General features: G+C 62.1%; 10 protein-coding genes. 4 read left to right on the top strand and 6 right to left on the bottom strand.

Features of this window, described 5'->3' with window-relative positions; all coding sequences use genetic code 11:
- Positions 1-35: 35 nt before the first annotated feature.
- The 4 genes from HFC70_RS22990 to HFC70_RS22975 all read right to left on the bottom strand — a co-directional run bounded on the left by HFC70_RS22990 (position 36) and on the right by HFC70_RS22975 (position 4,093).
- Positions 36-1,364, bottom strand: coding sequence for an FMN-binding glutamate synthase family protein (locus tag HFC70_RS22990; RefSeq protein WP_168475636.1), 1,329 nt, complete (start codon positions 1,362-1,364; stop codon positions 36-38).
- Between the two features lie 10 nt (positions 1,365-1,374).
- Positions 1,375-2,061, bottom strand: a complete 687-nt coding sequence (locus HFC70_RS22985) for a GXGXG domain-containing protein (RefSeq protein WP_168475635.1) — start codon at positions 2,059-2,061, stop codon at positions 1,375-1,377.
- 27 nt (positions 2,062-2,088) lie between these two features.
- Entirely contained in the window at positions 2,089-2,997 is a 909-nt protein-coding gene (locus HFC70_RS22980) for a glutamine amidotransferase family protein (RefSeq protein WP_168475634.1), read from the bottom strand.
- Between the two features lie 136 nt (positions 2,998-3,133).
- Positions 3,134-4,093, bottom strand: a complete 960-nt coding sequence (locus HFC70_RS22975) for a GlxA family transcriptional regulator (protein WP_168475633.1) — start codon at positions 4,091-4,093, stop codon at positions 3,134-3,136.
- A gap of 240 nt (positions 4,094-4,333) precedes the next feature.
- Between HFC70_RS22975 and HFC70_RS22970 the strand changes: the two genes are divergently transcribed.
- Complete coding sequence (locus HFC70_RS22970) at positions 4,334-5,371, top strand: glycoside hydrolase family 5 protein (RefSeq protein ID WP_168475739.1); 1,038 nt, start codon at positions 4,334-4,336, stop codon at positions 5,369-5,371.
- 2 nt (positions 5,372-5,373) lie between these two features.
- Here the strand turns inward: HFC70_RS22970 and HFC70_RS22965 are convergent, their stop codons facing one another.
- Complete coding sequence (locus HFC70_RS22965) at positions 5,374-6,699, bottom strand: UDP-phosphate alpha N-acetylglucosaminyltransferase (RefSeq protein WP_168475632.1); 1,326 nt, start codon at positions 6,697-6,699, stop codon at positions 5,374-5,376.
- Positions 6,700-6,744: 45 nt separating this feature from the next.
- Complete coding sequence (locus HFC70_RS22960; protein ID WP_168475631.1) at positions 6,745-8,787, bottom strand: GumC family protein; 2,043 nt, start codon at positions 8,785-8,787, stop codon at positions 6,745-6,747.
- Positions 8,788-9,166: 379 nt separating this feature from the next.
- Here HFC70_RS22960 and HFC70_RS22955 point away from each other — a divergent pair, with 379 nt between their 5' ends.
- The 3 genes from HFC70_RS22955 to HFC70_RS22945 all read left to right on the top strand — a co-directional run bounded on the left by HFC70_RS22955 (position 9,167) and on the right by HFC70_RS22945 (position 13,138).
- Positions 9,167-10,366 carry a glycosyltransferase family 4 protein gene (locus tag HFC70_RS22955; RefSeq protein WP_168475630.1) on the top strand — a complete coding sequence of 400 codons (1,200 nt, stop codon included), beginning with the start codon at positions 9,167-9,169 and terminating at the stop codon, positions 10,364-10,366.
- A gap of 32 nt (positions 10,367-10,398) precedes the next feature.
- Positions 10,399-11,478 carry a glycosyltransferase family 4 protein gene (locus HFC70_RS22950; protein WP_168475629.1) on the top strand — a complete coding sequence of 360 codons (1,080 nt, stop codon included), beginning with the start codon at positions 10,399-10,401 and terminating at the stop codon, positions 11,476-11,478.
- Between the two features lie 148 nt (positions 11,479-11,626).
- Complete coding sequence (locus tag HFC70_RS22945) at positions 11,627-13,138, top strand: polysaccharide biosynthesis C-terminal domain-containing protein (RefSeq protein ID WP_168475628.1); 1,512 nt, start codon at positions 11,627-11,629, stop codon at positions 13,136-13,138.
- Positions 13,139-13,170 lie beyond the last annotated feature (32 nt).

Here is a 13,170-nt window from a genome sequence, read left to right as displayed (position 1 = left end):
TCCCCGCGGGCGGGGAGAGGGGACGACAGGGCTGCTCAAAACCCTCCCTTGCCGGGGATCCAGCTGGTGCCGGCCAGTGGCACCTGGGCCATGGCCGAGGCCTCGATGGTCAGGGCGCAGAGGTCTTCCGGCTCGAGATTGTGGACATGGTTCTTGCCGCAGGCCCGCGCGATGGTCTGGGCCTCCAGCGTCATGACCTTGAGATAGTTGGCAAGCCTGCGGCCGGCCAGAACCGGATCGAGGCGCTTCATCAGTTCCGGATCCTGCGTGGTGATGCCGGCCGGGTCGCGGCCCTCGTGCCAGTCGTCATAGGCGCCGGCGGTGGTGCCGAGCGCATTGTATTCCGCCTCCCAGTGCGGATCGTTGTCGCCGATCGCCACCAGTGCCGCGGTGCCGATCGACACGGCGTCGGCGCCGAGCGCCAGCGCTTTGGCGACATCGGCACCGGAGCGGATGCCGCCGGAGATGATGAGCTGCACCTTGCGATGCATGCCCAGATCCTGCAGGGCCTGGACGGCGGGCCGAATGCAGGCAAGCGTCGGCATGCCGACATTTTCGATGAAGACGTCCTGCGTGGCGGCGGTGCCGCCCTGCATGCCATCGAGCACCACGACATCGGCGCCGGCTTTCACGGCCAGCGCCGTGTCGTAATAGGGCCGAGCGCCGCCGACCTTCACATAGATCGGCTTCTCCCAATTGGTGATTTCGCGCAGTTCGAGGATCTTGATTTCCAGGTCGTCCGGGCCTGTCCAGTCGGGATGGCGGCAGGCGGAGCGCTGGTCGATGCCTTTCGGCAGGGTGCGCATGTCGGCGACGCGGTCGGAAATCTTCTGGCCGAGCAGCATGCCGCCGCCGCCGGGCTTGGCGCCCTGGCCGATGACGATCTCGATGGCGTCGGCGCGGCGCAGGTCATGGGGGTTCATGCCATAACGCGACGGCAGATACTGGTAGACGAGGATCGAGGAATGGCCGCGTTCCTCCTCGGTCATGCCGCCGTCGCCAGTGGTGGTCGATGTGCCGGATAGCGACGCGCCACGGCCGAGCGCTTCCTTGGCCGGGCCGGATAGCGAGCCGAAGCTCATGCCTGCAATGGTGATGGGGATCTTCAGCTCGATCGGCTTCTTGGCAAAGCGTGAACCCAGCACGACATTGGTGTCGCAGCGCTCGCGATAGCCTTCCAGCGGATAGCGCGAGATCGAAGCGCCGAGAAACAGCAGGTCGTCGAAATGCGGCACCTTGCGCTTGGCGCCGCCGCCACGGATGTCGTAGATGCCGGTTGCCGCCGCACGGCGGATCTCGGACAGGGTGTAGTCGTCGAAGGTAGCAGACTTGCGGGGCGTGGTGGGCGGGTTGTGATAGCTCATCTCATGTCCCTCAATAGGCGTCGGCATTGTCGATGTTGAAATTGTAGAGCTTTCGGGCCGAACCGTAGCGCTTGAACTCCTCCGGCTTCACATCCGTCACGCCTGACCTGTCGAGAAGCGCCTGCAGGATCTCGATGTGTTCGGCGCGCAGGTCCTTCTCGATGCAATCGGCGCCGAGGCTCTTCACGGTGCCGCGCACGAAAAGCCGGGCCTCATAGAGGCTGTCGCCCAGCGCATCGCCGGCATCGCCCAGTACCACCAGATTGCCCGACTGCGCCATGAAGGCCGACATGTGGCCGATATTGCCCTTGACGACGATATCGATGCCCTTCATCGAAATGCCGCAGCGCGACGAGGCATTGCCTTCGATGATCAACAGCCCGCCGCGGCCGGTGGCGCCGGCATACTGGCTGGCATCGCCCTTGATGGTAACCACGCCGGACATCATGTTTTCGGCAACGCCCGGACCGGCCGAACCATGGATGGTAATGGCGGCCTGCGCGTTCATGCCGCCGCAATAATAGCCGACATTGCCGCGTACATCGACGCTGACCGGCGCATCGATGCCCACGGCGACTGCGTGGCTGCCGCGCGGGTTCAGCACGTCGAAATGCAGGTCATTGCTGCCGGCGGGGATGTCGTGGAGGCTTTGATTGAGCTCACGCAGCGGCGTGATGGCAAGATCGAAACTCGGCATGCTGGTCTTCCTTGTCGGCCAGTTTGGTCAGGCGGCTTGTTCATGTTCCCAGAAATAGACGGTGGCCGGTTCCGGCTCCCAGATGCGGGCGGTGTCGATGCCTGGCAGGTTGACCAAGGCGCGATATTCCGAGCCGAAGGCGACATACTGGTCCGTCTCGGCCATGACAGCCGGCTTGCAGGCGATCGGATCGCGCAGCACGCCGAAGCCCGACTTGGTGCCGACCACGAAGGTGAAGAAGCCGTCGAGGTCGTCGATGGCGCTGTCGAGGGCCGCGCCGAGGTTCTTGCCATGGGCCATTTCGGCAGTGAGATAGGCGGCTGCGACTTCGGAATCGTTTTCCGTCTCGAACGACATGCCTTCGCGCTTCAGCTCGCGGCGCAGGTTGTTATGGTTTGACAGCGAGCCGTTGTGCACAAGGCACTGGTCGGCGCCGGTCGAAAACGGATGGGCGCCGAGCGTCGTAACGGCGGATTCGGTGGCCATGCGTGTATGGCCGATGCCGTGGGTGCCGGCCATGGAATTCACCGCAAAACGCGAGACCACGTCCTTCGGCAAGCCGGTTTCCTTGTAGATCTCGATGGTGTCGCCGCTCGACATCACCCTGATATCGGGACGGAGCGTCGAGAGAAGGGTGCGGGCCTCACTGACCTTGCCCGCATCCAGCGTGATCACCGCGTGGGAATTCTTGATCTTGACGTCGACCTCGCTGTCGAGGCTCTTGGCCAGATCAGCTTCAAGGCTTGCGAAATCCGTCTCTGAGGCGGCCGATTGTACGGTGATCTTTGCCTTGCCCGACTGCGGTGCGCCGTAGATGGCGATGCCGGCGCTGTCGGGGCCTCGGTCGGTCATGATAACAAGCATTTGCGAGAGCAGGGCACCCAGCTGCGGCTCCAGGCTCTTATCCTTCAAGAACAATCCAACGATGCCACACATCGGCTCTCACTCCATTCCGCTCTGAGACATTTCTCACTGTCCATGTCGGTACCAGAGATGAAACGCCAAATCAACTGAAGAGAAATATAATTGCCTTAAGTGAAATATTTTTTGGAGGAAAGACGACCGAATTCGTTCAGTGGGCCTTCCGCACGCTGCGAGGTGTCATACCGAAATGCTCGCGATAGCGCCGGGCGAAATGGCCGGGGCTGGCAAAGCCGCAGGCAAAGGCAATCTCGGAGACGGAAAGGGCGCTCTGCTGCAACAGCTTGCGGGCATGTTCGAGCCGCAAGCGCCGGTATTCCAGCGTGAAGGTCGAGTTGAGATGGCCGGCAAAGAGCCTGTCGAGGTGGCGTGGAGTCATGCCCGCGAAGCGCGCCATGGCATCGCGGTCCAGTGGCTGTTCGATGGTCGCCTCCATCTTTTCCAGTACAGCCAAGAGCGCCGGATGATGCAGGCCGTGGCGCTCGGCAAGCGAGGCGCGTTGCGGCTCGGCCGCGGATCCGACCTGGGTGTGCAGATACCAGTCGCTGACACGGGTGGCGAAGGCCGGGCCGAAACGGGCGGCAATCAGTGCGTGCATCATGTCGAGCGGTGCCACGCCGCCGCCGCAGGTCAGCCGATTGCGATCGAAGATATAGCGTGCCTGTTCGGGCTTCAGGCCCGGAAAGTCCTCGATCAGCGCCGGCGCATGTTCCCAGTGGATGGTGAAGCGATGGGCGTCTAGCAGGCCGGCGGCGGCCAGCAGATAGGGGCCGCCGGAAATGCCGCCAATCCGCGCGCCTTCCCGTTCAAAAGCTCTGAGGCTTGCATAGATGTTGGGCCAGTGCCAGCCGGAGGGGTGGCCGCCGGCGACCACGAAGACCGAATGCAGGCGCTCGCCGCGGGCCGGCAGCGGCTGGGCCGGAACCAGAGCGCCCGACGAGGACCGGACCATATTGCCATCCGGCGAATAGATATGGACCCGGTAAAGCTCCCGCCCGGCCAGGAGGTTGACGGCGCGCAGCGGTTCGACAGCCGAGGCAAAGCACATCAGCGCAAAGCCCGGGACCAGGATGAAGCCGATATCCTGAATCGTGTTGTCGATATCCGTCACGTCCTGTCCTCGTCGTTTGCCACTCCGGTGCGATCAATTGCCGATCAACCGGTATGTCCTGTGTTTCATGCACGATGACGGCGCTGGCGAAAAGAGCGGTATCGTGATTGTCCCGGTTGACGGCGGCTGTCCGCAGTCTCTACGCTGACGCATTGAAACCGAGCAGTGGTGCTGGCAATGACATTTGGCAAGCGGTCCGAAGGCCGGACACAGACGAGCGGCCTGGGCTCCGGGATCGGGATGCGGGTACTGGCGGTCGGTTTGGCCGCTGGCCTCATCGCCAGCCCGCTGCAGGCAGCACAAGGGTGCTTTCGCGGCGTGAACCTATCGGGCGCCGAGTTTGGCGAGCCTGATGGCCTGCCGTTTCAGAATTATATCTATCCGTCCGAGGAGACCATCCGCTATTTCGCCGGCAAGGGTTTTACTTCGGTGCGTCTGCCCTTCAAGTGGGAGCGGCTGCAGCCGACCCTGAATGGCGATCTTGCGCCCGACGAGGTCGAACGGCTGCGCTCGACCGTCGCGCTGCTGCGCCAGTCCGGGATCAGAACCGTCATCGACCCGCACAATTTCGGCTATTACCGCAACAAGCAGGTGGGGACGGCCGACGTTCCGGACGCGGCGCTTGCCGATTTCTGGGGCCGGCTGGCGGCGCTTTTCGCCAATGACCCGGATATCACGTTCGGCCTGATGAACGAGCCTTTCGACATGCCGGCCCGCCAATGGCTTCAGTCGGCCAATGCCGCAATCGCTGCGATCCGGGCCACCGGGGCCGGAAATCTCATCCTCGTGCCCGGCACGGTATGGACCGGGGCGCACAGCTGGGAGTCCGGCCATTATGGCGGTGCCAATGGCGAGGTCATGCTGGGCGTTGTCGATCCGGTCGACAACTATGCCTATGAAGTCCATCAGTATTTTGACGACGACTTTTCCGGTACCAAGGACAATTGCAGTCGCGCCGACGATGCGATCGGCGCCATTGAGAGTTTCACGCGCTGGCTTCGCAAGAACGGCAAGCGCGGCTATCTCGGCGAGTTCGGCGCGCCGGGCGAAGAGGCTTGTATCAAGGCGATCGATGGCATGGTCTCCGTCGTCGAAAGCAACCGCGATTTGTGGACCGGCTGGGCCTATTGGGCGGCGGGCGACTGGTGGCCTGAGGCGGAGGCGCTGAACATCCAGCCGACCGCCAGCGGCGACCGGGCACAATTGGCCGGCCTTTCGCGCTATCTCAAGGATTTCTCGGCGTCATCCGGCACCTGCGCTGCGCTCGATAGGCGCTGAGGTCAGACGCTTGCCGTCGTGCGGCGCAGCCTGGAGGCGGCTTTTTCAAGCTTCTCGACCGCCTGAACACCGGTCCAGTCCACCCGGTCTGCCGTGCCGAGGATGAACCACATCAAGGCGGCCGTCTTGATCGAGAAGAAGGAATTGCTGATCAGCATCAGCAACAGCAGGTAGATGACGATCATCGAGTGGAACGACCAGGCTTTGGCGTCCTTCAGCGGTGCAAAAATTAGCGCTGCCCAGAGACCGATGAAGCCGAAGATACCGAAACTGGTCAGCGTGTAGGCAAAGCCGGAATCGGCCGTGAAGATACTGGTCGCAGTGCTTCCCAGCACGACCGACAGGTCGAGGTCGATGAGAATGGCCGCGGTCACCTTCAATCGGCCGGCGACATCGTTGGGACCGCCCTCGGCGCCGATGGTCAGGCCGTAGGCCGCGATCACGGCCAGCATGAGAAAGGGCAGCACGAGCCAGACGACCTTCGGCACGAAGCGATAGAACGGCAGACCCAGGGTCATCACGATGCAGGTGAAAAATCCGAATCGTGCATCGGCCAGAACGGTGAAGGCCAAGGCGGCCGCCATGACGGGGAAGCGAAACCGCATGCCGCCGCGAAAGAGCGCCCAGGCATAGATGATGGCCCCGAAATTGCCGGCCGAGACTGGCTCAAGGAAGACCGAGGAAACGCGGTGCTGCCCGAGGAAGGGGAGCAGCGAACGCGGCTCCGGACGGATGCCGCTGATGAACAGGCCGCGGGTCTGTCCGAAGGTGTCTTCCGGAGAGACGGTGCCGCGGGCCATGTAGTAGCCGAGCACGTTGAAGAAATCGAGATAGGTTTCGAGCAGGAAATATTCGAACAGAGCGATCACAAGGACAATTGAAACCGACAGTGCGACCAGCCGATCGGCCAGTCGGACATTCTGGATCTTGGCGCCGGCAAAATAGAAGGCGACGGGAATGAACACATCGCGCAGCGACTTGATGTCGGCCACGCCGCGCAGCGCAAAAAGCAGCAGCATATAGCTCACGAACAGCGCCAGGATGAGGTAGATGTCGAGACGCCGATCGAATGCGACCAGGAAGGCGCAGCCGATCAGCAGGATCTCGCACATCATCACATGGCTTTCGGACACCGGCATGATGCGGGTGTTGACGAAGCACAGGAAGAGATTGAAGGTCAGGGCGCCAAGGATGGCGATCGTTGCCAGGGCGTGGATCAGTTGCGCCTGCAACTGGGCCGAGGGGGTCGCCGACTGTGCCGGATCCATCCCATATTGACCTGGATTGCCCGCCGCCATGGTCTCAATGTCCGGATGGCGGCCGGCCATGGGCCGGCGCCGTTTCGCTTGACCATCCCGATCGTTGCGCGGCGTTCACGCGCCGTCTCCCATCACGATCCGGCCCAGCATCCGATCGCGCCACGGCTCCAGCATCGTGGCCATGCCGCCGGTCTGTGGCCCTGACGCTGCGTCGGCTTCGGTCAGAAGGATGATCGCGTCGCATTGGGGCAGCAACTCGTTCAGGTGGCCGGCTGCCCTCGTGCCGCAGGCATTGATGACAACGAAGCCTGCCAGATGGTCGCTGCCGCGGCTCACAAAGCGGGAATAGGTCGGGCGCGATCCGGAGGGAGTCTGTGCCTGAGGTGCCCGAGCGATCAACTGGTCGTATTTCAGAACATCCGACAAAGGTGCGTCGAGCGTCTCTTCCTGCGCCAGCGCCAGCGAGAGGCTCGGCCGTGCCGATCTCGGGTTCCGTCCAATCGTGCTTTCGCGCAAATCGCCGGGTGCGTAAAAGACATCGCGGCCGTGGTCGACCAGCGACTGCACGATATCGGCGATGACGTCGGCTGCCTCGCGGATCGGCCCATTCGAGACGAAGGCGACGGTTGCCCTGCTGTCGCGGTCCAGCGCATCGAAGAGCAGGCCCGCGACGCCGGCGATCGCCTTTTCGCGCCGTTCGGCAAGGCTTGTCTCGTCGACCCGATCCCGGCCGAACAGTTTCGGCAGTCGAGGCATTCCTTTTGCGGTCGGCTCCAAGCGGCTGGGCACGGTGGCGAGCGTGGGAAGGGCAGCCGCCCTGTCGTCCTGCTGCTTTTCGGTTATTCTTCTGCCGCCCAGCAGTTCCCGCAAGACGGCTAGACCGCTGCCGAGCGCGGTGCCGAACAGGCCGGCGGCCATCAGGATCAGCAGTTTGAGAGTGGTCAGGGATTTTGGCGAGGCGACTGCGCCGGTGATCACCCGAGAATTGTTGATGCTGATCGTCTGCCGCTGGCTCAGTTCCTCGGCGCGGCTGAGGAAGGCCTTGTAGATCGTGCGTACCGCTTCCGCTTCGCTTTCGAGCTGGCGCATCTTGATCTGGGCCGCACTGCTGTCGAAGCTGGTGCGGGTCATGTTCTCAAGCCGCTCGGACAGCGCCTTGGTATTGGCGGCGGCCCGCTCGTAATTGGTCTGCATCGCCTGACGGACGCGATCCAGTTCCTGCTGAATGGCCTGCTGCATATTGCTGACCTGGGAGCGGATTGCCTTTAGCTGCGGGTGGTTGCTGCCGAGGCTCGTCGACATCTGCGTCTGGCGGTCGAGAAGCTGGACGTAACGGTCGCGCAGCAGGCCGATCGAAGTCGACTGCAGCGCCTCGGGGATCGCTCCTGCCTCCACCGCGGCCATGGTCAGTTTCTTGGTCTGCTCGTAGATCGTTTGCTGCTGCTCTTCGACGCCGCGCGCCTCGATCAGCTGATCGTTGATGCCCTGCAATTGCTGATCGATGACAAGGCCCTTGTCGCCGGTACTGGCCAAGCCATTGTCCGACTTGAATTTCTCGACGGCCAACTCGGTCTTCAGCACACGGTCGCGCAATTCGCTGGCCTGGACCTGGAAGGCATTGCTGGCCCGTTTTGCAGCTTCCGAACGCGCCACATCGACCTGCTTCAGGTAAACGGTCGCGATGGCGTTGGCGATGTCGGCGGCTTTGCGCGAATTGGCATGGTCGACCGTAATGGTCATGATGAACGACTGGCCGGCACGCTCGACCTTCATGTTGGCCTTCAGGCCGGCTGCCACGCTGGCCAACGCGTCGGCGCGGCTCAGCTTGTCACCGATCACCGGAGCGCCGAAAAACGGGTCTTCCAGCAGGTCGAGCTTTTCGATGACTTCATCGAGGATCGTGCTGGACTGGACCACGAAGATCTGGCTGTCGAGGCTCGACTGGTCAACGGCGGAGGCCGGGCCGGACTGGCTGCTGTCGCTGCTTTCGGCCAGCAGGCCCTGGGGGTCGAGAAGCAGTTCGGTCGAGGAGGAATAGATCGGCTTCAACTGCAGGACATAAAGCAGCGCCGCGATCACGCAGATCACCATCGAAAGCGCAACGTAATGCCACCGCCGCTTCAAAATTCCCGGTAGTTGAAAAATGTCGATGTCCATTTTCCTGCCCAGGACCGTAGCGGGTCCGAGTTGCTGTTCGTTCACGGTCCGGCGGTGAAAGCCGAGGGCAGAGATTCCGCGTCCGTAAGCGGGGATCGCCTGACCATGAATTATCCGGCCGGATGCCGGAAGAAGACAGCCAGCGCCGGGTGTTTGAAGCGCCATAGTCGCAGATCATGGTTAACGAGTTCTGAAATATCCGGCATGGGGACGTGCTGCTTTAAGGTTTTGCGATGCCTTTGCGGCAAGAAGCATCAGGACAGGCTTTGCCGATACCGGATCTTAATATTTTTCAGCCACTTAATCTGTCAATTCTGCCGTCTGCCGAACAGGGCAAATCGGCCTGCGGTAACGGCGAAGTGCGAGCAGCGGGTAGGTAATGAAGACCGTCGAGATGACCCTTCCGGATGCAGCCCTCCGCACGGCAACGCCTCCTCTGATTGTTCAAGTCGTGCGGCAATATGCGCCGAGCCAGGGCGGGCTTGAAGATGTCGTCGCCAATCTCAGCGCCCATCTTTTGGCCAAGGGATTCCGGGTTCGGATCATTACCTGCGATCGGATTTTCACCGATCCGTCGCGTCGCCTGCCGGCGTTCGAAATGATCGGCGGCGTCGAGGTCGTGCGCATTCCCTGGGCCGGCTCGAAACGTTATCCCTTCGCCCCTTCGGTGTTCCGCTACCTGGCGGATGCCGACCTCATTCATGTTCACGCAGTGGATTTCTTTTTCGATGCCCTGGCATGGGGGCGCTTGCTGCATGGCAAGCCGATGGTGGCGACGACCCATGGCGGTTTTTTCCACACGACGACCTATGCACGGATCAAGCGGTTCTGGTTCCAGACCGTGACCCGCCTGTCGGCCACCGGCTACAAGATGCTCTGCTGTTGCAGCCGACCTGACCTGGCGATGTTTGAGCGCATAGCCGGCGATCACGCCATGTTGATCGAAAACGGTGTCGATATCTTAAAATTTGCCGGCCTTTCGGCTGCCGTTCCGAACAAGCGGATCGTGACCATCGGCCGCTTCTCGGTCAACAAGCGGATCGAGCGGCTGCTGGATGCCATGGCGGTTCTTGTGGAGCGGGATAGCGCATGGCACCTCGACATCGTAGGGTCGCCGTCCGACTTCACCGTCGAAGACCTTGCTCGTGAGATCCGCACCCGCAATCTGTTGGATCATGTGTCGGTGCACGCTTCGCCCGACAACGATCGCATCCGGACTCTGATCGGGCAGGCTTCGATTTTCGCGTCGGCCTCTGACTATGAAGGTTTCGGCCTGGTCGCCGTCGAAGCAATGAGCGCGGGTCTCGTACCGGTGCTTCATCCAAACGAAGCCTACCGGTCGCTGGCGGCCGCCCATGACGGCGTGGCGCTGGCCGATTTCGCCGATCCGCCTGCCGCCGCCGAGCGGATAGAGGCTGCCTATGGTGCTTTGCTGCTTCAACCGGCCGAGACCCGGCAGCGTTTGATGGATCAGGCCGGCGGCTATGCCTGGGACAGGGTGGCACAACGCTATATCGATCTCTATAGGGCCGTATTGGGCGGTCAGCCTTTTGCCGGATCGGAGGCCGCCAGACGATGAGTGCAAAGCCCCCCGCGCGGAACGTTCTCATTGTGACCGGCCAACATTTCGCCGAGGCGCCGCGCAAGGTGGATCTGCATTTCATGGCGGACGCCCTGCGTGCCCAGGGCGATCATGTGGATTTCCTCGTCTGCCGGCTGAGCTTTGTCAGTCGTTTCCTGAAAGACGGACGCTGGAATTTCGCGCGGCAGCGGCCGCTCAATCGCTGGGTGGCGATCGACCGCGGGCTTGAGGAGTTCATCTGGTATCAGGCCATTCATCCGATGAACTTCAAGATCGGCATTCTCAACACGATCTCGGGATGGCTCTTCCGGCGATATGGGCGGTTGATGCCGAAGGCGGTGCGCAACCGCCTGCCGTTCTACACCCATATCCTGATCGAGAGCGGACCGGCACCCCTGCTGGCGCCGGAGATCCGCAAGGCGGCACCCGACGCACAACTGATCTATCATGCGGCCGACCGGCTGAAGACCATCAACGTGCACCCTTGCGTCGAGGCGGTGCTCAACGAGACGATCGGCATCTATGACCTCGTGCACATCATGGCAGAGGCATTGCGGCAGGATTTTCCGCCGGATGCGCCTATTCTCTATCTGCCGCACGGCATCGCCAAGGCGGCATTCGACGATGCGCGGGTCAATCCCTATGCCGGCAGACAAAATGCTGTCAGCGTCGGTGATATGCTGTTCGATGCCGGCGCCATCGACGTGCTGGCCGAGGCCAATCCGGGCTGGACCTTTCATCTGTTCGGCAAGAAGGCCATTCCTGCGGTCGCACGGCCCAACATCATCGCCCATGGCGAAGTGGCCTTCGACACGATCATACCCTTCATCAAGTTTGCCGATATCGGCATTGCGCCCTATCGGGACAGCAGCAATGCCGATTATCTCAGCCAATCGAGCCTCAAGATGATCCAGTACAGCTATTGCCGGCTGCCGATCGTGGCACCCGTCTTTGCGTCCGCCGGGCGGGACCATGTCTGCGCCTACCAGCCGGGTGATGCCGGGTCCATCCGCGATGCCTTTGCGAAGGCGCAGGCCTTCGACCGCAGTTCGATCGATACAGGCTCCATCATGAGCTGGGACGAGGCTGTCGCGACCTTGCTCGATTGATCGGAACCCCTGGGGCGTCACGAAGCTGTGATGCCTGCAGATCCGGCTGGCACACGAGTTTTTTAAGTTTTTCGCCCTAGAAACGGATGTGGCAACCTGCGGCGCTTTTGCTCGACTGCGCCGGTCCTCAGACGGGTAGAAACTTCGCATGGTCAATCGCATCGTCGCAAATTCGGCCCTGAACGCAGCGGCGGGGCTGTCGCTTCTGCTGGTCGGGTTCATCTGCTCGATCATCACCGCGCGTCTGCTTGGACCGGAAGCTAATGGGATCATCGCCTTTTCGCTGTGGCTGGCCGTCACGGCCTCGCTGGTTGCCGAACTGGGCACCGGCGTCATGCTGCTGCGCCTGCTGCCGCAATTGAAGACGCAGGGCTATTCGCCGGAGGATCGGCGCGGTTTTGCCGCCTACCTGCTGCGCCCCGTCCTGATCTCGACGATCGTCATCGTCACCGTGTACGGGCTGTTCTTCTGGCTTGCCGGGCGCGAGCACTGGGCGACAAGCGCGCCGACCGTAGTGATCATTACCGGCGTTCTGCTTTTCGTGCAGTCGATTGGCTCGTTTACGAAGAACTACCTGCTCGGCGAACAGAATGTTGCAGCCTTCTTCCGCCTGTCGGCAATCGCCGGCGGCCTTCAACTGCTGAGCGTGCTGGCCGGGGCCGTGTTTTTCGGCATTCCAGGGGCGCTGGCCGGCTACACGATCGCCTTCGGCCTGCAGTTTTTCTACTCACTCGGCATCCTGCGGACCAAGGTCAATCGCTGCGGTATCTCGGCGCGGTATCTCGTCGGTTCCTCGGCCCTCTTGTCGATGCAGTTCGTGGTCGATTCGATCTTTCTCAACCGGGTCGAGTTCTTCTTCCTGCAGCAATACCAGGGCATCGAAGTCGTCGGCTTTTATGCGGTCGCTTTCACGCTGGCCAATCTGGCGCTCCAGCTACCGGTTCAGCTCTCGGGCAGTCTCGTGCCTTACTATTCCGAGAAGCTGCATGCACAGGACGGCCAGGGCCTGCCTGTCGAGGTCTTCGAGGGCGTGGTGCGCAGCCTGTCCTATGTCACCCTGCCAATGAGCTTTGGCCTTGCCGCCATCGCGCCGTCCCTCGTGACGCTGGTGTTCGGCGATGCCTTTACGTCGAGCGGGCCGATGCTGATTGTTCTGGCTCTCGGCGTTCCGGCCGCCGTCTATAGCATGATCTGCACCCAATATCTTTTCTCGCTCGATAAGATCCGCGAGCGGTTGATCGTCGGCATTGTTGGTGCCATCGTCATGGTCGTCGGCGATCTGGCGCTTGTGCCCTCCTATGGCGGGGAGGGGGCGGCTCTGGTGCGGATCGCCGTCTTCGTGGTGATGAGCGTGTTGATGATGCGCTGGATGCATTTCACCGGCTCGCTGAAAGCCATGTTTGCCAGTCTCGCGAGAGTGACTCTGGCGGCTCTCGTGTGCGGTGGTGTGGCCTATGGTCTGGTTCAGGCGGTGACGGGTTTGGGGGGGCTTGTCCTTGCTGTTTCGGCCGGGGCGGCGGCGTATTTCGTTGCCTTGAAGCTGTTGCGGGCGGTGCCTGCGCAGGATCGCGAAGCGATCGAGAGCATTGCTGCCCGGCTGCCGGGGCCGCTCGCACGCATTACCATGCGCCTGGTCGGCTTTTTGTCCGCTGCGAGGTAGTTGGGGGAGGGGGAGGAAATGGAGAACAGGAG

The sequence above is a fragment of the Agrobacterium sp. a22-2 genome (assembly GCF_012276985.1).
Classification (GTDB): domain Bacteria; phylum Pseudomonadota; class Alphaproteobacteria; order Rhizobiales; family Rhizobiaceae; genus Allorhizobium.
Note: the sequence above shows the minus strand (reverse complement) of the source record. Positions and strands in the feature narration are given on the sequence as shown.